The sequence below is a fragment of the Raoultibacter timonensis genome, from assembly GCF_900240215.1.
Classification (GTDB): Bacteria; Actinomycetota; Coriobacteriia; order Coriobacteriales; family Eggerthellaceae; genus Raoultibacter; species Raoultibacter timonensis.
Genome location: NZ_LT964679.1, coordinates 2,459,446 through 2,484,056 on the forward strand (window position 1 = coordinate 2,459,446; position 24,611 = coordinate 2,484,056).

At 57.9% G+C, this 24,611-nt stretch carries 23 protein-coding genes; 5 read left to right on the forward strand and 18 right to left on the reverse strand.

Going from position 1 to position 24,611, the window contains the following annotated elements; genetic code table 11:
• Positions 1-672: 672 nt before the first annotated feature.
• Positions 673-2,232 carry a GMC family oxidoreductase gene (locus tag C1722_RS10730; protein ID WP_180995152.1) on the forward strand — a complete coding sequence of 520 codons (1,560 nt, stop codon included), beginning with the start codon at positions 673-675 and terminating at the stop codon, positions 2,230-2,232.
• A 230-nt stretch (positions 2,233-2,462) separates the two neighbouring features.
• Here the strand turns inward: C1722_RS10730 and C1722_RS10735 are convergent, their stop codons facing one another.
• Complete coding sequence (locus C1722_RS10735; protein ID WP_102379226.1) at positions 2,463-2,999, reverse strand: glutathione peroxidase; 537 nt, start codon at positions 2,997-2,999, stop codon at positions 2,463-2,465.
• Positions 3,000-3,310: 311 nt separating this feature from the next.
• On the opposite strand from C1722_RS10735, the gene C1722_RS10740 reads away from it, so the two are divergent.
• The gene (locus C1722_RS10740) at positions 3,311-4,087 is read left to right on the forward strand and encodes a hypothetical protein (RefSeq protein ID WP_146040652.1); all 777 of its coding nucleotides are present in this window, start codon (positions 3,311-3,313) and stop codon (positions 4,085-4,087) included.
• A gap of 137 nt (positions 4,088-4,224) precedes the next feature.
• On the opposite strand, the gene C1722_RS10745 is transcribed toward C1722_RS10740, so the two are convergent.
• Complete coding sequence (locus C1722_RS10745) at positions 4,225-5,229, reverse strand: formamidase (RefSeq protein ID WP_102379629.1); 1,005 nt, start codon at positions 5,227-5,229, stop codon at positions 4,225-4,227.
• A 124-nt stretch (positions 5,230-5,353) separates the two neighbouring features.
• Positions 5,354-5,890, reverse strand: a complete 537-nt coding sequence (locus tag C1722_RS10750) for an AmiS/UreI family transporter (protein ID WP_102379228.1) — start codon at positions 5,888-5,890, stop codon at positions 5,354-5,356.
• Positions 5,891-6,164: 274 nt separating this feature from the next.
• Between C1722_RS10750 and C1722_RS10755 the strand changes: the two genes are divergently transcribed.
• From C1722_RS10755 to C1722_RS10765, 3 genes are all read left to right on the forward strand, one after another.
• Complete coding sequence (locus C1722_RS10755) at positions 6,165-6,431, forward strand: type II toxin-antitoxin system RelB/DinJ family antitoxin (RefSeq protein ID WP_102379229.1); 267 nt, start codon at positions 6,165-6,167, stop codon at positions 6,429-6,431.
• Entirely contained in the window at positions 6,404-6,790 is a 387-nt protein-coding gene (locus C1722_RS10760) for a type II toxin-antitoxin system VapC family toxin (RefSeq protein WP_244902529.1), read from the forward strand. The genes C1722_RS10755 and C1722_RS10760 overlap by 28 nt, the downstream gene beginning before the upstream one ends.
• A 179-nt stretch (positions 6,791-6,969) precedes the next feature.
• Positions 6,970-8,277, forward strand: a complete 1,308-nt coding sequence (locus C1722_RS10765; protein WP_180995153.1) for a trigger factor — start codon at positions 6,970-6,972, stop codon at positions 8,275-8,277.
• Between the two features lie 171 nt (positions 8,278-8,448).
• Here C1722_RS10765 and fdhD read toward each other — a convergent pair whose 3' ends face one another.
• The 15 genes from fdhD to C1722_RS10840 are packed head-to-tail and all read right to left on the reverse strand — an operon-like array spanning position 8,449 to position 24,351.
• On the reverse strand, positions 8,449-9,201 hold the full coding sequence (gene fdhD / locus C1722_RS10770; protein ID WP_102379232.1) for a formate dehydrogenase accessory sulfurtransferase FdhD: 753 nt from the start codon (positions 9,199-9,201) through the stop codon (positions 8,449-8,451).
• Between the two features lie 7 nt (positions 9,202-9,208).
• On the reverse strand, positions 9,209-10,378 hold the full coding sequence (locus C1722_RS10775) for an iron-containing alcohol dehydrogenase (protein ID WP_102379233.1): 1,170 nt from the start codon (positions 10,376-10,378) through the stop codon (positions 9,209-9,211).
• Between the two features lie 11 nt (positions 10,379-10,389).
• Positions 10,390-10,878, reverse strand: coding sequence for a hydrogenase maturation peptidase HycI (gene hycI, locus C1722_RS10780; protein ID WP_244902530.1), 489 nt, complete (start codon positions 10,876-10,878; stop codon positions 10,390-10,392).
• Complete coding sequence (locus tag C1722_RS10785) at positions 10,871-11,302, reverse strand: formate hydrogenlyase maturation HycH family protein (RefSeq protein ID WP_102379235.1); 432 nt, start codon at positions 11,300-11,302, stop codon at positions 10,871-10,873. The genes hycI and C1722_RS10785 overlap by 8 nt, the downstream gene beginning before the upstream one ends.
• Before the next feature lies 1 nt (position 11,303).
• Entirely contained in the window at positions 11,304-12,086 is a 783-nt protein-coding gene (locus C1722_RS10790; RefSeq protein ID WP_102379236.1) for an NADH-quinone oxidoreductase subunit B family protein, read from the reverse strand.
• Complete coding sequence (locus tag C1722_RS10795) at positions 12,083-12,610, reverse strand: formate hydrogenlyase complex iron-sulfur subunit (protein ID WP_102379237.1); 528 nt, start codon at positions 12,608-12,610, stop codon at positions 12,083-12,085. The genes C1722_RS10790 and C1722_RS10795 overlap by 4 nt, the downstream gene beginning before the upstream one ends.
• 12 nt (positions 12,611-12,622) lie before the next feature.
• On the reverse strand, positions 12,623-14,359 hold the full coding sequence (locus C1722_RS10800; protein ID WP_102379238.1) for a hydrogenase large subunit: 1,737 nt from the start codon (positions 14,357-14,359) through the stop codon (positions 12,623-12,625).
• 9 nt (positions 14,360-14,368) lie between these two features.
• Complete coding sequence (locus C1722_RS10805; protein ID WP_102379239.1) at positions 14,369-15,937, reverse strand: hydrogenase 4 subunit F; 1,569 nt, start codon at positions 15,935-15,937, stop codon at positions 14,369-14,371.
• Between the two features lie 3 nt (positions 15,938-15,940).
• Positions 15,941-16,594 carry a hydrogenase 4 membrane subunit gene (gene hyfE / locus C1722_RS10810; protein WP_102379240.1) on the reverse strand — a complete coding sequence of 218 codons (654 nt, stop codon included), beginning with the start codon at positions 16,592-16,594 and terminating at the stop codon, positions 15,941-15,943.
• Positions 16,595-16,602: 8 nt separating this feature from the next.
• On the reverse strand, positions 16,603-18,042 hold the full coding sequence (locus C1722_RS10815; RefSeq protein WP_244411577.1) for a hydrogenase 4 subunit D: 1,440 nt from the start codon (positions 18,040-18,042) through the stop codon (positions 16,603-16,605).
• 36 nt (positions 18,043-18,078) lie between these two features.
• The gene (locus C1722_RS10820) at positions 18,079-19,008 is read right to left on the reverse strand and encodes a respiratory chain complex I subunit 1 family protein (protein WP_102379242.1); all 930 of its coding nucleotides are present in this window, start codon (positions 19,006-19,008) and stop codon (positions 18,079-18,081) included.
• Positions 19,009-19,019: 11 nt separating this feature from the next.
• Positions 19,020-21,047, reverse strand: a complete 2,028-nt coding sequence (hyfB, locus tag C1722_RS10825; RefSeq protein WP_102379630.1) for a hydrogenase 4 subunit B — start codon at positions 21,045-21,047, stop codon at positions 19,020-19,022.
• The gene (locus C1722_RS10830; protein WP_146040653.1) at positions 21,044-21,634 is read right to left on the reverse strand and encodes a 4Fe-4S dicluster domain-containing protein; all 591 of its coding nucleotides are present in this window, start codon (positions 21,632-21,634) and stop codon (positions 21,044-21,046) included. The genes hyfB and C1722_RS10830 overlap by 4 nt, the downstream gene beginning before the upstream one ends.
• Before the next feature lie 30 nt (positions 21,635-21,664).
• Positions 21,665-23,851 (reverse strand): formate dehydrogenase subunit alpha, encoded by a 2,187-nt coding sequence (gene fdhF, locus C1722_RS10835; protein ID WP_102379244.1) that lies wholly within the window; start codon positions 23,849-23,851, stop codon positions 21,665-21,667.
• A 14-nt stretch (positions 23,852-23,865) separates the two neighbouring features.
• Complete coding sequence (locus C1722_RS10840; protein WP_180995154.1) at positions 23,866-24,351, reverse strand: 4Fe-4S dicluster domain-containing protein; 486 nt, start codon at positions 24,349-24,351, stop codon at positions 23,866-23,868.
• Positions 24,352-24,611: the final 260 nt, after the last annotated feature.

The window sequence follows — 24,611 nt, forward strand, 5'->3', positions numbered from 1 at the left end:
TGGCGATACCGGTCGGCTCACGTTCGAGAACGGCTCGCCAATCGAAACGTTGAGCAACTCTGCGATATCGCGCGATGCGACGGCCCCGTGCGGCGGGCGCGCGTTTCGCCGTGCAGGGGGCTTCGGACGGCGAAAGCGGCTGTTTCTTGCCGCGAACCTGGGAATCCGACGCACGGCCAAGATACCGGGACCGCGCATGACACCTGGTAGCGACCTGGCGCTCCGGAGTCCCGAGCGGGCGCATGTCAATATTGGTTCTAACAGCGAACTCGGGGATCCGGCGCACAGCCGTCCCAACGCACATGCGCACCCGCCCGCCCAGCGGCGATCAAGCATCCCGAAGCCTTGACGGAAGGCCGACGATTCCGACTTTCAACGTCCAGCGGCGGATTTCCGAACGGAGGCGTGCCGATTCCAAGCAGCAGCGGAACGGCGGAACTCCACCCGTATGATTAATCGAGATACTCCGCGACAACGGACTCATGCATACGAATACCTCATCTTCTTCGGATTCCGAAGAAGGCCGAACCCCGTCGCCCGCGCCGCCCGTCGGCCTCGCGCAGGCTCCCGGAAACAACTGCGTGAACGGCAGCCAACGGTTCGATGCGAAACCGGCCGTACGCGCCACACGGTGCTACCGTAATGCTCAAACGAGAGAATGGGAGGCATGCTATGCACGCGAACACGTACGACTACATCGTGGTGGGATCGGGCCCTGCCGGAAGCGTTATGGCCAAAATACTCAGCGACGACGGTGCGACGTCGGTACTCCTGCTCGAAGCAGGAGCGAACAACGATGCCGATCCGCTCGTCCAGGATCCCAACGCCAACCTGTACCGGCACTTCCCCGAGTACTTCTGGAACGAGGGACCCTCCATTCCGCAGAAAGGTACGAAAGGTCGCGACTTCCCCCTCACCGGCGGTCGTACGGCAGGCGGCGGCTCGTCCGTGAACGGCGAGATGTACGTGCGCCCCACCCCGTTCATCCTCGAACGGTGGGCTAAGATTGCAGGCCCCCAATGGTCGCTCGCCGAAGCCACGAAGAGATTCATCGAGCTCGAGAACTACCTCGGCGAATCGAACAGCCTTGACGTGCGCGGCACAGAAGGCCTTCTGCACATCCGCCAGAACCACCCCACTACGCCCGCGCTCGTCGATAAGATGGCCGTCGCCTTCGAGCACTCTACAGGGCTTCGCGCTATCGGAGACTACAACGATCCGGCGACCCCGATCGGCCCCTTCCGCAGCTGGCAGCTCTACCAGAAGCCCGACGGCCAGCGCGCAAGCGCATCGGTTTCCTTCCTCGAGCCGGCGATGGCCGAAGCGAGCACCGGCTCGAGACGCCTCGATGTCCGGTTCGAATCGACTGCCGTGAAAATCCTCTTCGACGGCACCCGCGCCGTGGGCGTCCGCTTCATTGAGCGCGGCGAACAGCGCGAAGCCGTTGCCTCGAAGAAGGTCATCGTATGCGCGGGCATCCATAGCGCCAAGCTGCTGCTGGTATCGGGAGTCGGTCCGAAGCACGAACTCGCCGAGGCGGGCGTGGCCCTCGTTGCCGACAACCAGCACGTTGGCCGTCACCTGGCCGACGACGCTTACGTGGGTGCCGTGCTCTCCGTCAATCCTGACGATATCGCCGAACTGGCAGAAAACGATGCAAACGCGAAAATCCACGGCGGAGCATTCCTCCCCTCGCCCGAAGGCAAAGGCGAGCCGAACGAGCGCGCCATCCAGATAATGGCAACCGGCGCTACGACCCAGGCGCTCTATCTGAGCGTACTGTGCGTGAACCCCGAAAGCCGCGGCACCTTGAAGATCCAAAGCGCCGATCCGCTGAAATCAATGCTCGGCGATTTCGGGTTCCTCACCGACGAGCGCGACGTCAAGACCCTCATGGCTGCCTTGCGCACCTACATCGCGCCCATGGCGGAGAAGATGGGCGAGCTCGACGCGGCGTACAGCCTCGTTGCCCCCGCGCCCGAGGTGCTTGCCGACGATGGCAAGCTCGAGGATTACGTGCGCACCTCGTTCATCCATACCTACCACGATCAATGCTCGGTACGCATGGGTGCCGAAGCGGGTGCAGCCGTCAACGGCTGGGGCGAGGTATACGGAGTAGAAGATCTCGTTGTCGCCGACGCCTCCATCATCCCCTACCACATGGACGGCAACACCTCGGCCTGCGCCTACCTTATCGGCTGCACGATCGCGAAGCACTTGGTCGAGGGATAGAAGGCGGCGCGAACCGCCAAAAAAGCGGGTAGGGCGAACATCCGAGCGTAACACCCGTTCCTCGTACGAGAAATCCTCTAGCGCGCGTAAAAAATGCGGACGAGCATCCAACAGCGATGCCGCCCGCATTTCTTTGCGCGCAATCCTCTATTTTGATAGCTGGGATCCCGCTATTTTGCCATGCAAGCCTTCTCTGCCCAGCCGCGATCCTGCTGCAATTCCATCGTCGCTTATCCCAATAGCTTCTCGATATCGGCTTCGAGCTTTTCGGGTGCGTAGGCGGGGGCGTAGCGGGCCGCCGGATTGCCGTCGCGGTCGATGAGAAACTTGCCGAAGTTCCACGTGATGTCGCCTTTCTTGGAAAACGGCTTGAGCGCTTTCACCTTCTTGGCGAACGAATCCGCCTCAGCATCGCCCTGTTCGTCAGGCAGTTGTTCTTTGAGCCACGCAAACAGGGGATCGGCGTCTTTTCCATTCACATCGACCTTCGAAAAACGCGGAAACGTCGTGCCGTAGTTGAGGGTGCAGAACTCTTCGATCTCCTCATCGGTTCCCGGCGCTTGCTTGAGGAACTGATTCGAGGGAAAATCGAGAATCTCCAATCCCCGATCGCGGTATTTCTTGTACAGCGCTTCGAGTTGGTCGTATTGCGGGGTCAGGCCGCATTTGGTTGCCGTATTCACGATGAGCAGCACCTTGCCGTCGTATTGCGACAGGTCGGCTATGCCGCCCTTTGAATCCTTCACCTTGAAATCATGTACGTTCATGGTCGTTCTCCTTTTGCGTTCGAACGAATCATTTGTTGTCTTGCTGCCAACATAGCTGGTTTCACGGACTCCGGCTTGTTTTGTTGCTCTTCCGAAACCGTAAAAGCACGACGTTCTAAAACGGTTCGCTTACCGCCCGTTTGCGCGCTCGAAACGGTTGCTACGGTTCGTTTACCGCCCGCTTGCACAGACGAAACGGTTGCCCGCTCTGCCGCGCCGCCCCATCGCAGCTCCCTATAATCCTTATTACATTACCTATTTTGAAGCGCCCGAAAAGACGCCTCGAGCACAGCACGAAGGAGTCGATACCCATGAAAGAAACACCTGCATACACCATCAGTACACGAGGAGTGGTGATCTCCTGCATCCTCGCCGCGGCAATCGTCATTGCAATCGGATTCGCGATTTCGCTCACCAAACCCCCGACCGCCCATGCATCCTCTTTCGACTCGCATGGATTTGATTATTTCGCCCTCCAGGAAGCAACGTCCGCCAAAGATGCCGAGCATGCGAACCTTATTCGGGAAGAGGCCCGCGAGTCGGCATCGCGCGCCCAGCGGATAGCCGCTGAAACGCAAGCCGCCAAAAACGGCGGTCAGGCCGCCGCACCGCAAAACCGCATCAGCACCGATCTCTTCGAGTTCGACCTGCCCGAGTACTGGAGCGACCGCGTGAGCGTAACGTATAACGAGGATGGCGGCGTTTCGGTGTATGCAAACAACTTCCCTGAGGCGAGCCTCGTTACCCTCAAGATTACCGAAGCTTCCGATTCCGCGGCCGAGGACAGCGCGGACACCGCTATGGTGTACAGCAAAGACCTGGGGGGCGGCAAGCACGTCGAACTTTGGATGACGAATTTCGCCTGGGTCGTATTCGACGTCAATCGGCCTGAAGCCTCTCCCGAGGGATGGCAAGCCGATCTGCTCGACCAATCGGTCGCAAGCGAACTCGTCGATCTGCAGACGCTCGGTACCGTTCCCGTCGAAAAGATCATCCAGCCCGCCAAAGCCGATGGCACCCAATTTGAGACCCAGATCGATTGGGAGAACGCCGTAAACGGGATCGTACCCACGATCGTCGTGAAGTAGGAAAGCGCGGCTTCGCCGATCGGTTGTTCTTGCTTTGCGCTTAGATCGATTCCAAAAATGGGGGCGCCCGCATATGCGGGCGCCCCTTCCCTGCTCGCACGAGTCCTACATCGGGAGCTCGGCGCCTGATGCAACAACTACTGACCGAAGCGACCGCCAGTCGTCGGGTAACCGTAGATGCTGCCGTCTTTGATCTTCATCTCGTCTTCCCAAGGAAGCTTGTACTTGCCAGCCGCGAGATCCTTGATGTAGGTCAGGCCGGCATCGCTCTCGCCGCCGGGAAGGGCAACGTAGCCGCGATGGCCGAGGTTGTAGATGTTGTTCTCGAGACCCCAAGAACGACGCGCCTGATCGGCCTGGCACGGGAACACTTCGCCCGTAACGATTTCCCACGGATTGCGATGACCCTGAACGAGGACGGTGCCGTCGTAGTTCGTAATCTGGCCTTCGCCGAAGTAGTAGAACACGTTGTCGTAACCAGCCAGGTTGACGGCCAGCGTGTACATGAGGTTGTGCCACGCGTTGGAGCGGTTGGTGAGGATCCACTGCTCGTTAACCTGCGTGCTGTAACCGGAAATGCGGATGTACACGTTGCAGCCCTTGTAAGCGGCTTCGCGAGCAAGCTCGGGAATCATGCCGTCGTGGCAGATGCATACGGCGAGCTTGGAACCTGCAGGGCCGTCGCATACCGGCATGCCGAGATCGCCGGGATACCAAGGCTCGATCGGGTTCCACGGGAACAGTTTGCGATACTTCAGGCAGATTTCGCCGTTCGGATCGATGATGATGGCGGTGTTGTACGGGTTCTTGGTCGGATCGGGGTTGCGCTCCATGATGGAGAATACGCCGTAGACGCCGGCTTCTTTGCATGCCTGGCCGAACGTGTCGGTCTCAGGACCGGGAACGTCGCACAGGAATTCCTCTGTCAGCCACTTGGCGGTGTTGAGGCCCTGAGTGCTGTACTCGGGGAATACGATGAGCTCGAGGCCCGGATAGCCGGCCTTGGTCGCGTGAAGCGTGCGAACGATGCTCTCAATCTGCTTGTCGATGTCGGCACGTGAATTAACGATAGGAACGGGGAACTGGATCAGTGCTGTCAAGAAGCCATTTTCAGGTTTGTTCATACTTCCGATGCTGCCCATAACTCTTCCTCCTGTCTCGACGAAGCCGCATGCTTCGCCGTACGCTTCGGCAAGTGCCTTCACTCGCCTTCGATTTACAGGGAAAACAGGTTCGTTTTCCCAAAAACCCTGATTTCGGTACGTTTTAGTACAGGAACTTCCACCAATCCGCCAAAAGCATGTATCCAGGGATCCAACAGGTGATAATTCCCACTACCACGGTGTACCAGCCGATGAACTTCGGGCCGAGGGTTATCTTCATTTCTGCTCCAGCAAACCAATACGCCAACCACAAGGTTCCCCAGATGAGCCATATGACTCCAAAGATCGGATCGGCGTCCATAAACGAAAGGTATGCGCACGGCAGCGTATTCACTGCAACGAACAGGCAATACCACGCGAGCGGCCTTCCGTCGAGCTGGAAAAGATTCGTACACCCCACGAACAGATAGGTAAAACCAAAAAGCATGTTGGTAGCGATTCCGTAAAAATCGGCACCGATACCGCTCGCGCCAACGGTCATAACCGTACACGCAATGTTGATGGCATTGATGACCACGAGCAGACCGCCGGTAAAGAAATTCATCACCGCCATAGCCTTTGGATCCCACTTCTGAAGCGTTCCAACCCCGTTCATGAAGAGAACGCAGCCGACATAGAGCAAACCAAGTCCTAAGGTCATTCGGATTACACCCCCTCAATTTCAGTCTGGATTCTGATAACGATAGTGCATCCGATGCCCGTCCATTATTACATTGGTGCCAAATGGGTTGTCAAGGATGAGAGCCCGAAATCACAGCGATTTGCTAATAATTTTATTTTGCCTGATGAATTACTAATTTTAATCTGTTTTTCGCAAAAATCTCCCCACCCTGAAAACCCTGGTTTCTCAAATCAATCCGCTCCTCAAATGTAGTACAATTGTGTTACGTTTTTCTCGTTTTACGGGGGGTTTTATGAAAGAAACCATTTTGCACGTGAGAATCGACGCCGATTTGAAGTCGGAATCGGAAGTTTTATTCGCTTCGATGGGCACGAGCCTGTCTGAAGCGGTGAGAATCTTCCTGACGCAATGCACGCTCGACCAAAAGTTCCCCTTCCAGATTAAGAGCTTCGAGAAAAAGGGCGGGAACGGAGCTTTCGGCTTTCTCAATCTGTATTCGAAGCCCATCGCGCGCGAAACCGAACGCGAAGCATGGATCTCGTCGTTAGCCAAAAAATGATTACGATTATCGATGAGAGCGTCATCTTGCGCTATCTGCTCAATGACGACAAGAAAAAGGCCAAGCAAGCTGCAGCTATCATCTCCGACGGCCACGCGTATTCCTATCCGGAGATTTTCGCGCGCGTCGCCGTCACCCTCAGAGACGTGTACGGCGTACCCCGATCGCTGGTGAGCGAGGCGCTCCTCAACCTTCTCGATGATATTCGCGTCAGCGAAGAGGACATCGTCCGTTACGCCACCCGCCTGTTCGGCGCCAGCATGCTCGATTACATCGATTGCCTTCTCGTAGCCCGCAACCATCTGTACAGCCACGAGATCGTCAGCTTCGATAAGCCGTTGATGAAAAACATGATGTAACCTGCCTATACGCATAATAGACCATCCGATGCGCGCCCCGCTGTGGTATACTGAACGAGTATCTTTTCCGATACGTGCGGCATCCGATGACTATATGTTCCGTAGAGGCCAATCGCGCGTGCGATCTTGGTCGAGAGGTCATGCCTCGATGGCTTGACCCTATACAAAGGAGTATGAGCATGGAGCTGCAATCAACCTACGATCGTATCGACGACGATCACGCCGCCCTCGGCATCACCATCCCCGCGAACGATGTGAATACGCTCATCGACCAGTTCATCATAGCCTTAGCCTATCAAAGCAACATCACGCCGAAAGAAGGCCAAGAGCTCGAAGAAGCCGCCGCGCAAAAACTCGGCAAAGACGTCGTCGAAAACCATCTGACAACCTCCGTCATGAGCTATTCGTTTCCCTTCGCTGCCGAGGGAAACGGCATCCAGATCGTTGGAAAACCGTCGTTCACTGAACACGGCACCCTCGCTCGCGATGCCGATTTTTCCTTTAAGGCGCTCTGCACGCTCAAGCCTTCCTTCGAGCTTTCGTCCTACGAGCCGGTGCACATCTCGGTGCCGCCCCTAGAGGTTACCGAGGAGGATGTCGAGCGCTATCTGGAAGCCCTTGCGCAGAGCCACTCGTATCTCGAAGAGGACACGAGTCATGCAGAAATCAGAAGGGGCGATCTCGTAGAGCTCGAGATCGAAACGTTCAAGGACGACGTACGGTGCGATCAGCTCTGCTCGGAGAGCCGCTCCTACACCACCGGCGCCGATATGATGCCTCCGGGATTCGATGAGGAGGTCCTGAAGATGCACGTGGGCGAAACCAGAACCATCGCCTACGAATACCCCGGGTTCACCCTCGACGAGAATTGCGAACCGGAAATCGAGCATTACACTTCGACGGTAACCGCCAAAAAAGTACAGAAGGTGGTCGTTCCCAAGCTGAACGACCAGTGGATCAGCGAGAACATGCCCGATGTCGACGGGGTCGAGGGTCTGAGGGAAAACGCTCGCGAGACGATCTACGCGCGTAAATCGGTCGAGTACCGCCACTACAAGAACCTGCAGAGCGTAAACGAGCTCGTGAAGCGATTCGAGGGCGAAATATCGCCTGCGGTGTTCGATGCCGTAGTCGACGACATCCTACGATCATTCGAAGAGCAGCTTGCCCAACAGGGCACGACGAAGGAAGCGTTCATGCGTCAGCAGGGCATAACCGAACAGCAGCTGATGGCTCACTTTTCGAACCAGGTAAACGATCAGCTCGTCAGACAATTCGCCCTTGATGCCGTCGCAAAGCATTTCGAGCTCGAAGTCGACGACGATGATCTCGACGAATATTTCAGAGCTGCCGCTTCCCCCGGACTCGAAGCCATGATCAGGCTCGATTTCGAGCGGAACGGCAGAATGCACGAGGCGCGGCTCTCCGCACTCAGGCTGAAAGCAAACGATTACGTTACCGAGCACTCCGTCATGCGCATTGACTGACCTGGCACCGGCCGAACTCAGATCCGGGCGCAGAGCGCCAGCCCTCGCCCGGATCTGCAGCGAATCGCAGCTAGCCGGCGTGACAAGGCGGGCCGGCGCACCATGCCCAATCGGACATGCGGCACGAAGCACCGCCGAATGCGCATGCGAAGCGGAAGCCGCGCAACCGGCTTATCGGCGCACGAGGGTTTCCGGATGGGTGTAGACGGTAAAGTGCCCGTTTCGGGCAAAAGCGCAAAGCGTGATTCCTCGCTCATCGGCAAATTCGAGAACGGCGGAGGTGGGTGCCGAAACGGTGGAGACGAGCCGTATTCCGTACGTTGCGCACTTCCTCACCAAATCCAAGGCACACCTGCTTGAAAGGTGAACGAATCCGCTGAGGGGGTCGACTCCTTCTCGCAGCAAAGCACCGATCAACTTGTCGACCGCGTTATGCCTGCCGATATCTTCCCTCACGCAGCGATACCGGCCTTCGAAATCGGCGAAGGCCGCAGCATGGGTGGCACCCGTACCTCGATGCATACGCTGTGCGTCGAGCAGCGCGAAGCTTGCCCGATGCACCGCCTCGGGAGAAACGCCGAACGGCGCTCCGTCCGCTTCGATGCCGCGCGATCGAAGCGCCTGAGCGGCTCTTGAAGCGCAAAGCGCTCGGAGGTCGCACGGCCGGATCTCGAAGCGGCGATTCCCGGAAACAGCCTCGATACAGGAACACTCGTCGAGGTCGGCAAGCACTCCCGAAGTGAACACGTACCCGACTGCGAGATCTTCCAAGTCCTCGGGGGTGCACGATATTTCCTCAACGAGGAGGCCATCGCAATAGATTCCGACAGCCTCCTCGCGCGCCACGGCTTCGACAACCGGCGACCAGCTGGTTCCCTCTACGTACCAGACCTCGTGCATCTCTCTGTATCCGCTGCCGTCCATCGAACCCCTAGCGATACGATCTCTGCAGAATTCCCAGCACGTCTTCTTCGGTCAGCGTGTATAAATCGACATCGGCGATGCCGGTGCGGTTAACCGCTGCATCGGCTATAGCAGGCAGATCGTCCCACGCGATGCCGCAGTCCGCCATCGAGAGCCCGCGTACGCCGAGGCGGTCGAAAAAGCCTGCCAAGCCAACCGCGAAGGACTGCCCCGCTGGATAACCGCACGAATCGACGCCGAGGTACATGCCGACCCGATCGAGTTCGTCGGGAACAAAGGCGGCGATGCGCCTGTAGTATTCCTCCGCGATCATGATCAGGCTCGCACCGTGAGCGACCGAGGGGAACATGCCGCCGATCGTTTGGGCGATGATATGGTGCGAGGTGGTGTTGATGAGGGATTGCGTGTAGCCGCTGCAGATGTCGGCCGCGTAAGCGAGCATCGTCCTGCCCTCGATGTTGCTCGGATCTTCCACGACGACCGGCAACCAAGTCAGAACGCTCGAAATGGATTCGAGGGCGAATACATCGACGAGCCGGTTCACTCCCCTGTTGGTGATCGCGCACTCCGCCGCATGGAACAGCGCATCGATTCCCTGATAGATGGTCTGATCTCTCGGCAGCGAAAGCATAAGCTCGGGATCGATGATGGAGACGGTCGGGTACAGGGCATCAGCTGCAAAATCGAGCTTCTCACCCGTTTCGGTCTTTGTGATAACGCTGTACGGATCGGTTTCGGTCCCGGTTCCCGCCGTCGTGGATATGGCGACCACGGGAGCGGCGTCGACGATTTCCTTCTTTCCGCCGCTGCCCGTATAGGCATAATCCCAAAGATCGCCGTCTTGCCTCATCATCATCGCAACCGCTTTGGCTGCATCGATACTGCTTCCGCCCCCGAGGCCCACCACGAAGTCGCAGCCGCGCTCCTTTGCCAAAGCGCACGCCTCCCTCACTTCGCCGATCGTCGGATTCGGCGTTATCCCCTCATACACCGTTGCTTCCACCTCGGCTCCGTCGAGCAGGCGGATGACCCTTCCGAGCAACGCCTTTCTCTCGGGCCTTGCGCTTCCCGTTGTGCATACAAGCGCGTGGGATCCCGGAAGGTCCAACGACGCCAGTTCGTCCAATCGACCCGCTCCGAAAACGATCCGTGTCGGCATCTGGGCATCTATCATCATGGCCGTTCCTTTCATCTGCTGTTTTTGTCTGAGGTCGCCTGCTTGTACAGGGGATACGTCTCGAGGTTCCCCCCGTCCGCAAAGCGGTCGTAAAGCTCTTCGACCGCCCGCTTGACAGCGGGGGTCAAAGGATTGAAGAACGTCGTATCCTCGGGCTGGACTCCGAGAAAAACGACGTTGCCAGCCGATTGGTTCAGCTGGTCAAGAAGAAACGTCATGGGAAGCGCATGGGTTGTGATGAGGAAGCTTTCGGCAACGTCTGCGGCCGTCAGACGACGGATCGCACCCGTCTCGAGACCCATATCGGCGGCGTCTACCACCACGACGACTTCGGGGACCATGCGCCTGATCGTCCGCAACTCGTCTTCGGGCGTCTGGCCGCCGTCGATGACGGTCCATCCCGTATCAGGGCCGTCCACCATCATCTTTGCGAGCATCGGCCCCAGGGCGTCGTCTCCGCGCAGAACGCTGCCGACCGTGAGCAAGACCTTGTCAGGCATCGATCCTCCTCCCCATAAGATACATCGCCGTCTCCCGCTCCGTCGCATCGAGCAGCTGCGCGAAATCGCTCATCCACGAGATTTCCGCCGAGTAGGGATTCGTATCCTTTCTCACATAGAGCTCACGCAACGTGTGCTTGATCGCGGGCTTGAGCACCGGCAGGTGGCTTTTGTCGATCTGGATCTCACCGAACCGCAATATCCCCTCGAGCTTCGAACGCGCCAAGCTATCGGATATGTTGTCTAAAACCGATCGGAAGGTCTCGATCGGGCAGGACAGCTTCGCAGCGAAGCAATCCATAACGCCCGTATGGTGCCCCACCGACAACGTGTAGTACATGATGTCTTGAGCATCTTTCGGGATATCTATCTCACTGTCGACCAGCTTTGCCGTAAGTTGGTATATGACAACCTGGCCTCCCATGTCAGCCTCCCACGATTCTCGACTCAAGCAGATTCTTGAGCTCGGTCAGCACCTCAACCTTACGCGGATCCTTCTGTGCCGCCAGCAGCGAAGCGACTTCCTTCATGGCGTCGGTCTCGCTGTTGTCGAGCGCGGCAAGGAACGCATCGCACATATCGCCACCCTGGCGGTACCCCGAAAGGCGACGCGCCTCCCGTTCGAGTTCGACCCTGAGACGATAGGGAATACGTTCGAATTTGAGCGAAGCGCGCTCGCCTTCGGCCTCCGTCTCGTTGACTGCGTGCTGTTTCTGATCGAGCATCCCGAGCGCCATGGCGAACCCGTATACCGTTTGCGCCGGAGTCGGCGGGCATCCGGGGATGTACACGTCGACGGGAAACAGCTTGTCGGTGCCTCCCCAAACGCAATAATTGTCGTGGAAGATGCCGCCCGTGCAGCCGCATGCACCGTACGAAACGATGATCTTCGGATCGGGGGCGGCTTCGTAGGCCCGCATGGCCGGCAGCCTCATAGCCCTGGTCACCGCTCCGGTATACACGAGAATGTCGGCGTGGCGCGGGGTGGGAACCACCTTGATGCCGAAACGTTCCACATCGAAAACCGGTGTGATCGAAGAGAATATCTCGATTTCGCATGCGTTGCATCCCCCGCAGTCGACTCGGTACACGTACACGGATCGCTTGATGCTTTTCAACAGCGTAGCTTTGGCGCGCTCGATATCTTCGCTGAGCTTCTTCGGCTCGAGTTGCGCTTGCAGCTGAGTGGGAATACCTTGCTCGATCATGCCTGCCTCCTCTCTCGAATACGGTCTTTGCATGCAAGCGCATCGTTTTTCTGCTTGCACAATAGGCACCTGTCGATCGAATCACCCGAAGCGCCGTTGCCGCCGATCCGATCCAAAACGGCGGCAACGTACTCGACTTCTTTGCGCGAAGCGAAGTATTCGCCGCAATCGGAGCACCTTTGCAGCCGATAGGTGCACGAATCCTGCAAATCGGCTTTGCTCATAACCGCCAACTCGAATTCGGATCCGAGCCTGATAGCGTCAACGGGGCAGACTTCTTCGCACCGTCCGCAGAAAATGCACCTGCCGTAGTTGATCGTCCACGTTACCGTGCCCGCATGCACATCGACTTTCATCTGAATGGCGTTCGGCGGGCATGCCACGGCGCAAGCCGCACATGCGATGCAGTTCGGGGCATCATGCTCCGGCTTACCCCGAACGTCGGGAGCCTGCTCGATAGGCGCAAAGGGGTATCTGACGGTGGCATCGCCTGTTTTCAGAATTCCTTTCAGGGTTTTCAACATTGCCGCGACTCCTTATCCCCGACCCGAAAGCGGCGATCGGCTTCGATCCCGACAGTAGTCCTCAAGCTCCTGCTTCGTTATAACCACCTGCGATTTCTTCCCGATATCGACAACGGTTACCCGGTCGGTACATGAATAGCAGGGATCGATGCTGCCCACGATGACCGCCGCGTCGGCTATCGTATTGCCTCTGAGCATCGACCGGAGAACGGGCCAGTTGCTATAGGTAGAGGCCTTCGCCCTCCAGCGATAGCACTTCTGGTTATCGCCCGTCATGGACCAATGTAAATCCTCGCCGCGAGGAGCTTCGGTGAAACCGACTGCGAACCGATGCGGTTTATATTCCCACGACTCGTTCAGGATGGGGCCGGACGGGGTGTTTTCAAGCCACGACTGTATCATGTCGAGGCTGTCGAAGAATTCCTCGACCCGGACGAGCGTACGGCTCTTCACGTCGCATCCGTCGTGCACGCGGGCAACCTTGTCGGTTCGCTTGTAGCCGTCAAACGGGTGGTCGAAACGCGTGTCCCGCGCGAACCCGCTCCCCCGCACCGTCGGCCCGACGGGACTGTAGTCGCGCGCTACTGCGGGATCCAGAATGCCGATGCCCGCCGTACGGCTCTCGAAGTTGGCGGTCGACAGCAGCGCTTCGACCAGCTGTTCGGTTTCCCGCCGAAGCTCGGCGAGCATCGCGATCGTCTTCATGCTCTGATCGGCGAGGATGTCGCGCCGTACTCCGCCGATCAAGTTCAAACCGTACGTTTTGCGCGCACCTGTCAGCATCTCCGCAAGATCCATCGCTTTTTCCCTTACGCGGAAGAAGTGCATGAACCCGGTATCGAACCCGCAGAAATGGCACACGAGCCCCAGATTGAGCAGATGGGAGTGCAGTCTTTCAACCTCAAGCAATATCGAGCGAATCACCTGGGCCCGCTCGGGCACCGCGATTCCCTGCGAGTTCTCGACCGATTCGGCGTAAGCAACCGAATGGGCGCAGCCGCAAATACCGCAGATGCGATCGGCCAAAAACGGAACCGAATCGTACGTCATACGCGTTTCGGCGACCTTCTCCATACCTCGATGAACGTAAAACATCCGATAGTCGGCATCGACGATATGCTCGCCTTCGACGAACAGCCTGAAATGCCCGGGTTCATCGGAGGTAATATGCAAGGGACCCATGGGGATGACCGTCGTCGTTCCCGGCTCCGCCCTGTTCAGGAATTCATAGTTCTCGAGATCGGCCGCAAGCTCGGGGCGATGACGGTAGTCCATCGAGTCTTTGCGCAGGGGGTAGAGCCCCTCCGGCCAATCGTCGGGAAGGACGAGCCTGCGCTCGTCGGGCAAGCCGATAGGCGTGAGGCCGAACATATCGCGCACCTCGCGCTCGCCCCAAACGCACGCGGGAACCCGCGCCGCAACGGACGGAAATGCTCCCGCTTCGGGGGATATTTCGCTCCGGATCACGCATATGCACCGATCGACCTCTTCCATGGACAGCACGTAGTAGAGGGCGAAGTTGCCATTGATCGGCCGCTCGTCGTTGCCGACCACGACCGACAGCCAACCGCCCCTGCGGTAGTACAGAAACTGAACGACATCGGGCACCGAATCCGCCCGAATCGTCATCGTTACCTGCTCTTCCGATTGCCATTCCTCGCTTACGAGAGCGCCGTGGAACTGCCTGCGTATCACTTCGACGTGGGTCGAGCCGCATCGCTTGTCTTTGTTTCCGCCTCGTTTGCTCACGAGAGCCTCCTATTCGATCGGTTGCGTTGCCGCGTCTGCCGCATAAAGCACTTCTCCGAGAACCGGTATCTCGTAGAGGTGCGACGCATCCTCCTGCATGACTATCGCCGTAGCCGACCCGACGCCGCTTATCACCGGCGCGGGCAAGGCGATACCGAACCACAGAAGCAAAGCGATGAATACCATCTCGGGAACAATCATCAATGCCCCCACATCCTTCTTCTTCACGGAGTCGGGAGCCTTCCCGAGCACGGAGCGCAAAAATACCAGGCTGAAGGCGGCTATCACAACGGTCAGCGCCAAGCATATCGGGATGACGAGCCAAAGGTATCCTGCGTAAATCCCGGATATCACCGTCAATACTTCGCTGAGGAACAACGCGAAAGGCGGGAACCCCGAAAGGGCGAACAATCCCGCACCGAGCAGAACCGCCGTAACGGGGGCCACCTGCACGATACCGCCGATCTTCTCGAGATTGCTCGTCTTGAACTTCATCGCCACGTTTCCGGACAGGCAGAACATGAGCGCCTTTGCCAAGCCGTGGAATATGCAGTGGAGCAGCGCGGCGGCGATGCCGAGCGGTCCACCGAAGCCAAGGCAAAGGGCGACGATGCCGATGTTCTCGCACGAACTGTAGGCAAGCTTGCGCTTGAGATCGGACTGGGAGAAAAGAGCGAACGCGCTGAAGACGATCGAAGCCGCACCCAGTATGAGCATCACGGTTTGGGGAAACTCGGGGCCGACCGCCTGAACGGCCAGAATATAGAATCGGATGAGCACGAGCATCGCGCACTTGGCCAACGCGCCCGACATCAAGCCCGAAAGAGGACTCGGAGCCTGCGAATAGGCATCGGGCATCCAGGTGTGCATGGGGAACAACCCCGCCTTGGTACCGAATCCGATGGCGGCGAACACGAAGGCTATCCTGATGAGCGCCGAATCGAATTGGGCGGCATACGGCACGAGCGACGTCCAGAACACGGCCTGGTGCGGATCGGCCATGATATCGGCCGCGTTGGCGTACACAAGCAGCGTCCCATACAGACCGAACGCAACACCCGCCGTGCAAACGATCAGGTACTTCCACGCCGCCTCAAGCGAGATCTTGGTGTTGTACGACCCCACGAGAAACACGGTCGACAGCGTGGTCGCCTCAATGGCAACCCACATCATGATCACGTTGTTCGATGTCACCACCAAAAGCATGGTGAACACGAACAGGCTGAAGAAGGCATAGAACCGCTTCACCTGGGAGGCATCGAGCCGCCCCTCCCTGCTGTCGAACCGAATGTAGGAAACCGAGCATAAGCCCGTCAGCAACACGACCGTGCTCACCAAACCGAGGAAGACCGCACTGAGCGCATCGACCTGGAACCACACGTCGATGACTTCCACGGAGCCTGCGCCTGCGAACACGGAAGCCACGATAAAAAGGCTCGCCAGAAACGTCACCGCAATCGATACGACGTGAATCGCTTCGAACACGGCACGGGGAAGCTTGAGGGGAAGAACCGCTATCAGCAGACAGGCCACAAGCGGCGTTGCCATCGTAATCAGCAGCAAGCTTGAAGTATCCATTTCCTATCCCCTCAGTTCCATAAGGTCGCGGGTATCGAGCGTTTTCGTCGTCTTGTAGATCTTCAAGACCATGAGAACCATGATAAGAACGGCGAAGATGGCATCGGTTGCGATGCCGATTTCAACAAGCTCGGGCGCCTGGGGCGCAAGGAGCGCCAACGTCACATGCGAGCCGTTTTCCATCAGGCAGTACCCGAAAATCTGCTTCACGATGTTGCGTTGCGAAACGATGCAGGTCAAACCGATGAAGAAATGCGCAAGCGATATGGCGAGCGCCGGCTTCACCTCTGCTGCCGTATAGAGGTCGACGCCCTGAATCGCCGCAAAGCAGATCAGCACCTCAAGAGCGATGAGCGTAATGCTCTTGAACGGCGAGAGGCGCTCGCCGAGATCTTGCGAATCGGCTCCAAGCTTCCTTTGCAGGAACAGCAGCATACCCGGCACGAGAACGACCTTGGTGATGAAGGCCGACGCGGACCACATGAACAAAACTTCCGAGTCGGTCGCAAACGCAAGCGAAACGAGCAGCAGCACGAGAACAAACGATTGCAGCGCATAGAGAATCGCCGATTTCTTGACCGATCGGGCAAGGACCACCATCGTCGACGTGACAATGAGCAGGCCCCCCAAAGCGTTTACCCAAGCATATGCAGACATGACATCACCTAACCCAACCAAGCTACTGCAATGAACCCAGAGCAGACCGTCATTACCATAAGCACGACAAACACCACGGCCATGGGCTTCGGAAGCGGGCTTGCCTCCTCAACCGTTTCGGACGGGGTGCCGGAAACAACCGAACCCATCCATTTCAGGAACCACGCGAACGAACAGAGCGATTCAACGATCGCAACGATAACGATCACCAGCAACAACACGCTTTGTGATGAGATTTCGAACCCGCCGGCCAGTATCATGAACTTGCTGAAAAACGGACCGAACGGGGGAAGGCCGCCGATCGCCAGCGCACCGAAAGCGAATGCGATCGCCAAAAGCGGCATTTTCGATGAGAGGCCTCTGAATTTCGTCAGCAAACGCGTTCCCATCGTGTAGCTCAGCGCACCCGCCACCAAAAAGAACAGGGTCTTGGCGAACGCATGGTTGAAGATATGGGCGATACCGCCCTGCATGGCAAGCTGCGATCCGAAGATGGCGAACCCGAAGCCGAGAAACATATACGAAAGCTGCGCGATGGTCGAATACGCCAAGAGCCGCTTGATGTCTTTCTGCGGCAGGTACATGAGGAAGCTGAACACCATGGTAACGATGGCGCCGACGACCACGACCCAACCGACCTCGACGGGAACGGGTCCCGCGCACAAGAGAGCCCGGGCAAAAATATACACGCCCACCTTCACCATCGACGCACCGTGAAGATACGCCGAAACGGGCGTCGGAGCCTCCATGGCCGAGGGAAGCCACATGTAGAACGGAAGCTGCGCCGATTTGCCCCATGCGGCGACGAGGATCGCGATGAGGACGAACATCTTCCATCCCCCGTCGAGCTGCGCGATCGCCTGAAGCTCGAAGGAGCCCGTCTGAAGGAAGAGCACGGCGGCACCGCAGTAGAGCCCAAGCGATGCGATGTGCGTGATGATAAGCGCTTTCATCGCCGACTTTTTCGAGGTGTCGTTGTTGTAGTAGCCGATAAGGGACCACGAACACGCACCGGTGATTTCGAAGAACACGAGCTGGCCGAGTATCGTCGAACTGAAAACAAGACCGGCCATCGCGCCGATGAATGCGATGAAAACCGCATAGAACCGCTTCTTGTGCTCGTCGGGATGCTCTCTGTTCCCCTTGTTCAGATAGGCGAACGAGTATACGGTCACCAAAAAGCCGATGCCCACGAACGCCGACGCCAGAAGCGTGCTCATGCCGTCGACGGTGAAGCCGAATGCAACCACCGAACCGAACGAAAACCACGGTATCGATGCAGCCTGCATGCCGCCTTGGGCATAAAGCGCAGCGGCTGCCAAGCAGGCGAGCAGCGAAGCTCCCGCAGCAACCGCACATATCCACCGCGCCGCCTTCCGCGGCAGCGCAAGGATAAGCACCATGCCCGCGAAGGGCACCAATATCGCCAAGAGAGGAAATATCGCCATCTCGACTCCCGAAACCATCCCCATCACCCCTTCCACTTAAATGCCCATAACGAGGAATGCGAGCGACAGGACCGAACAGCCCACCACCATCCACGTATGCTGAGAAAGCAGTTTGAAACGTACGCGCACGACCGTGTTCTCGATCAGGGCGCACACCGTAAACACGATCGACATCTTCACAAGGAAAGCCAGCAAGCCGAGCGCCAAGGAAGCCGGCGCCATATCGACAGCGCTCCCGAACGGGAAGAAAATGGCGAGCACCATGCTGATCACGATGATCTGCTTGAGCGACATCGCCAGCTTGATCATGGCCAAAGAAGGGCCTGAATACTCTGCGAGGGGTCCTTCTTGGAGCTCTTGCTCCGCCTCGGCCACGTCGTAGGGAAGCTTGCCCAATTCCATATAGCAGGCAATGCAGAACGCGAAAGCCGCAACGACCATCGCTATGGGAGACGTAAACGAAAGCGTTGCAAGAGCGTTGCCCATATCCCCGATATTGGAACACCCCGTGGCGATCGCCACGGCGAACAGCGCGATGATCATCGAAGGCTCGATCAGGGAGCTCGCAAGTAACTCCCTGATACCGCCGACGCCCGGATACGACCCCGAACTGTCGATGGAAGACAAAGCGAAGAAGAAGCGCGGGAGGGCGAGCAGGTACACGACCACGATGAAATCGCCGAGCGCAGGGATCGGGCAGAACCGCGTGATCATCGGCACGCCCATGGCAAGGAGCAGCACGGTTGCCAAAAAGAGCACGGGCATGATCCGAAACGGTGCACCCGAATCTCGCGTACGCACGTCTTCCCGCTTGAACAGTTTGATCAAATCGTAATAATCCTGAAAGACGCTCGGCCCCCTCCTCGTATGCATCTTGGCACGCAATACCCTGCTCACACCCGAGAACAACGGTGCCGCGAGCAGAAGGAGCACGGGCTGAATGATTGCTAACAGTATCTCGTTCATGGTTTCCCCGCTTACCCGATCACGACGGTCAGTATCAGAAAGAAAACGAGCGCCCCGACGACGTACGATATGTACACGCGGTAATCGCCGCCTTCGACCTTTTGCGCCACCTGACTCAATCGATCGACAACCTTGATCACCCCGTCGACGACATACCGGTCGGCAAACGGTTCGACCTTTCTGATTCCCCCGACGAAGCGCTCGTACAGACAGAGGACTTTTTCCTTCTGGGCGGACGCCAGCTCTCTGATGCGGTACAGGGCTTCGAAAAACATCCGCGCAGCCGAAGCGAAAGACGTCGTTGCCGCGGGCATTTCCGCTTCGGGGAGATAACCGCAATCCCACGGATCGTCCCTCAACCCAATCCCCGCTCTGTATCGAGCGAGCGAACGCAACCCCGCAAGCAACAACACGAACAACGCGAGCAACGCCGCTATAAGGATCAGGGATACCCCGGTACCCGATAAGGGATTCACGAGCTCCGAGCCCACCGCCACCGCACTTGCCCCAACAGCCGTACCGAGCACGGATGCCGCAATGCCCTGGATAGCGGGCGCAACCCAAGCAGCTCCCACGCCGAGCCCGATGCAGATAACGACAAGCAAGACGCTTGCCACAACCATGGATGCAGGCGCTTCGCGCGAAGCGCGCGCCCGATCGGATCGCGGCGCACCCGTGAAAGCGACGCCGTACGCCTTCACGAAACACACGATGGCCAACGCGCCCGAAACGGCGAGGGACGCTGCAGCCAGAACGGCGACCGTTTTCACAAGAGGCGCCGCATCGAACGAAATGCTGAGCAGCGACTGATAGGTGATCCATTCCGAAGCGAATCCGTTCAGGGGAGGTATGGCGCATATGGCAACCGATGCGATGAGGAACACCGCCGCCGTCCAGGGCATCCTATGGGCGAGACCGCCCATAGCGTCGAGGGAACGCGTGTGCACCCTGAAGATCGCCGACCCAGCGCTCAAAAAGAGCGCTCCTTTGAACATCGCGTGGTTGAGAAGGTGATACAGCCCCGCCAGAAGCCCCAGTGCAGCGATCACCGGCTGATCGAGAGCCGTTGCCGCAATCGCCGTGCCGACTCCGATAAGGATGATTCCTATATTCTCAACCGAACAGTACGCGAGCGTTCTTTTGATGTCCCGTTCCGCAACGGCGTACGCAATGCCGAACACCGCCGACACCGCGCCGAACACCACGACGATAAAGCCCCACCACAGCTGGCAGCCCGATGCGCCGAGCAGGTCGAAGCACACCTTCACGATACCGAAAATACCGATCTTGACCATGCCGCCCGACATGAGGGCCGAAACGTTTGAGGGCGCTTCGGGATGAGCGAGCGGAAGCCATGAATGGAAGGGAACCATGCCGGCTTTGATGCCGAACCCGAGAAACGCGAGCATGAAAACCACCGAAGCAACAGCGGGAGCTACCGAGACCGCCCTAAGATCAGCGAATTCGAAACTTCCCCCCGCAGCGTTCGCCATGATAAGAAAGGCGATCATGATCATAAGAAACCCGATATGAGCCATGACGAAGTACACGAACCCGCCCCGTTGCGCCTGCTCAGACCGATCGAACACGACGAGGAAATACGACGTCAGAGACATGAGCTCGAAAAACACGAGGAACCAGAACGCATTGTCGACCGCCACAACGAAAATCATCGATATGACGAACAGGTTCATGTAGAACCCGATTTTCCCGATGCCGCGACCTCGATACTCGTCGAAATACGAGAACCCGTATATCCATGCCGCGATAGCCAGAACGGCGATTACCGCGATCAGCAAACCCGACAAGGGGTTGCACGAAACCGAGAAGTCGGCGAACTCGAACGGGCTCGCCATGCGAAAAACCTGCGCCGGCCCGAACATCGACAGCAGCCCGAAGCCGAGAGCGAGAACCGATGAGGCGACTCCGCAGCAACATGAGAGAATCTTGGCAACGCTTTCTCGGCGGTACAGCACAAGCGAGAGAAGCGCGCCCGCAATCGAGAAAACACCCGCCGCGCTCAGTAGCGTCAAATTCATTGCGACCTCCGAACCTTCGAGCATTCCACCGACACGGATTCGAGCTCCTCTGCAGCATGATGTCTCTTACCGCGCACTTCGGCATTCAAATCCCCTTGGTCGATCAGGGAGAGGGCGCCCGTTAAGCAGGATTCGACGCATCGGGGACTCGCCGACAAACCTGCGCATAGATCGCATTTCACCGCGCAGGTTGCAACCCCTATCTCCCACTCGAGCAAAGGACTGATCGAAGCCGAATACGTCGGCGTCCGATAGCGTATGCCCTCAACGCCCGCAACGGACGTGCCCGAGGGCGTAATCGCCCCATAAGGGCAGGCTATCGCGCACATCTTGCATCCGATGCAACGCTGCTCGTCGACGCGGACAACGCCGTCCTCGCGGCTGATAACGCCTATCGGGCACACGGCGAGGCAGGGTGCGCTCTCGCAGTGGTGGCACATGACGGCAGCTGAAACGCGCTTCGTTTCCACAACCGCGAGACGGGAAGCGCTTTGCAGTCCCGCTTTCTTGTGAACCCCGATGCAGGACGCTTCGCATGTCCTGCATCCTATACACAAGTCGGGGTTTATAACAATGTAGAGATTCACATCCGCCTCCAAGCTCGTTACTCTCAGCGGCTACTGGATCTCGGCGTACGAGGGCAAGGGCTCATCCTGATGAGCGGCCTCGGCAGCAAGGCGCGCCTTCAGCTCGTTGTACAGCATCTCCATATGCTGTTCCGCCCAAACCTGATCTCCGATCGAAGCGACGTCGCACGAGCTGAACTTGTCTTCCGGCGTGCCCGAAAGAGGATCCGTTACATGCATGGTGAGATCGTTGCATTTTCCGATCCACCACTGATACGTCATATATACGGCACCCGCGTTGATCCGCTCGTCGATCGAAGCCCGAGTGATCACCTTTCCGCGCCGCGAATATACCCAGACGAGCTCTTCGTCGCGAATGCCCCTGCTCTCAGCGTCAATCGGGTTGATGTGCACGTAGCCGGGCTCGTCGGCAAGCTGAGCGAGCGCCCTGCAGTTGCCGGTCATCGATCGGCACGAGTAATGCCCCACTTCGCGGACGGTGCAGAGAACGAGCGGATATCCGTCGTCGGGCTCTTCTGTGGGAGCAACCCAGCGATGGGAGAGCAAAAGGGCGCGTCCGTCGGACGTATTGAAGGTGCCTCCGAGATACAAATCGGGAGTACCCTCGCCATCAACGTCGGGAATCGGCCATTGCGCATACCCGAGGCCTTCCATCTTCTCGTAGGTGGCTCCGTAGAATTGGGGGCATACCTCTCGGATTTCATCCCATATTTCTTTGGTATTGCGATAGCGCATCGGATACCCCATGCGGCACGACAGTTCTTGGAATATCTCCCAATCATGCTTGCATTCGCCCTTCGGCGGCACAGCCGCCGTGAAACGTTGGAAGGTGCGGTCCGACGCGGTGAACACGCCCTCATGCTCGCCCCACGAAGTTGCAGGCAAAACAACATCGGCGAGTGCGGTCGTCTGCGTCATGAAGATGTCTTGGCTGATGAAGAACTCGAGATCTTTGAGGGTCTTTTCCATATCGGCGGAGTCCGGCTCGGTTTGCAGCGGATCTTCCCCAAAGTTGTAAAAGGCCTTGATGGTGCCGTCTTTTACGCCGTGGGGAAGATCGGTGAGCTTGTATCCTTCTTTGTTGGAAAGCTGCTCGACCGAAACGTTCCACGCCTTAGCGAACTTGGCACGAACCTTGGAATCCCCAACCTTCTGATAGCCCGGATACAGATTCGGAAGCATGCCCATGTCGCAGCTTCCCTGCACGTTGTTCTGGCCGCGTACGGGAGCAACGCCGCAATGGGGCTTTCCTATCTTGCCCGTCACGCAGGCGAGGGAGGCGATGGCGTGGACCGTCTGCACGCCTTGGCGCTGCTGCGTAACCCCCATGCCCCAGCCGATGATCGATGTTTCCGCCTGGGCATACGTCCGCGCGGCTTCTCGAATCAAATCGGCGCTTACGCCGACGGTATCCTCGACGGCCTCGGGCGAATACTGCATGACCACATCAAGCCACGACTCGTAGCCTTTCGTGTGGGCATCGACAAACGCCTTGTCAACCAGCCCCTCCTCCACGATCGTATACGCCATGGCATTCAGAAGCGCCAGGTTCGAACCGTTTTTCATCTGGATATGGATATCGGCGATGCGTGCCGTTTCAATGACGCGGGGGTCGCACACGATAATGCGAGCGCCCTTTTCCCGCGCTTTCACGATTCTTCGGGCAACGATCGGATGGCTGGCCGCCGGATTATAGCCGAATAGCATGATGCACGCCGCCTCCTCGAGGCCGGGAATGCTCACGCTCATGGCACCGCTTCCGATCGTGTCCATGAGCCCGATGACCGAAGGCGCATGGCAGGTTCTCGCACAGTTGTCGATGTTGTTGGTACCCACGCACGCCCGCGTAAACTTCTGCATCACATAATTCGCCTCGTTACCCGGACCGCGCGACGATCCGGTGAGCATGATCGAATCGGGTCCGTACTTCTCCTTAATCTCAAGGAGCTTCTGAGCCGTAAAGTCGAGAGCCTCATCCCAGGTCACCCGCTTGAGATCCGCTCCCTTGGTTCTTCTGATCATGGGATAGAGTATCCGCGGAGTCAGTATCTTCGTATCGTTCACGAAATCGAATCCGCTGAGGCCTTTGAGGCACAGGTTCCCCTCGTTCGTGACTCCGTCCAAAGGCTCGGCGTCCACGATCACGCCGTTCTCGACAATCAGGTTCATCTTGCATCCGGCACCACAGTACGGGCATACGGTCATGTGCTTTTCCATAAGGCAACCCCTCACTAAAACGTTGCGTTCGAAAACGATTCCATGAACGACTCGGCGGTCTTTGCAGCTTTGCTGTGCTTCAAGGCGGCTTCCGACGAGAGAAACGCACCATCGGCAAGATACAGGCCTTCGGTAGGACACGCCTCGACGCAGGCAGGCCCCCCGTTTCGTCCGACACAGAGATCGCATTTGACGACAACGGGTTCTTGCCCGGCGCCGAAAGAAATGCCGCCGAACAATTCGACCTTCGGCTTCGATCCGATTGCAATGGCTCCGAACGGACAGGCGAGAACGCAGTTTTGGCAACCGATGCATTTTTCCTCGCGGATTCCCACGCGAGAGCCATCGGAATACAAACATCCTGTCGGGCAGGATTTCACACACGGAGCATCTATGCAGTGATGGCAGCTGATGGGTGCCGACACCTTTCTCGTGGTTACGAGCTGCAGACGCGGGCCGGTCACCTCGCTTCCCGTATGCGATCGGATGCATGCGACCATGCATGTCTTACACCCTATGCATCTGTTCGGGTCTGCGAAGACGAAACTTCTGGAACTCATAAGCGTATCCTTCCCTTTATGTCGGGTGCCACACCCAGCGGGAAACCAACAATTACATTAACAACTACACAAATTATTCACGATCACCCAAGTTGGTTTTCACATCTAATCAGCCGCCAACCCCCTTTGTCAAGGAAAGGAGAGAACGCGGCAAGATGCCGTGAAACAGTAGTGTTTTTGCTGGTTATCGAATACTTATC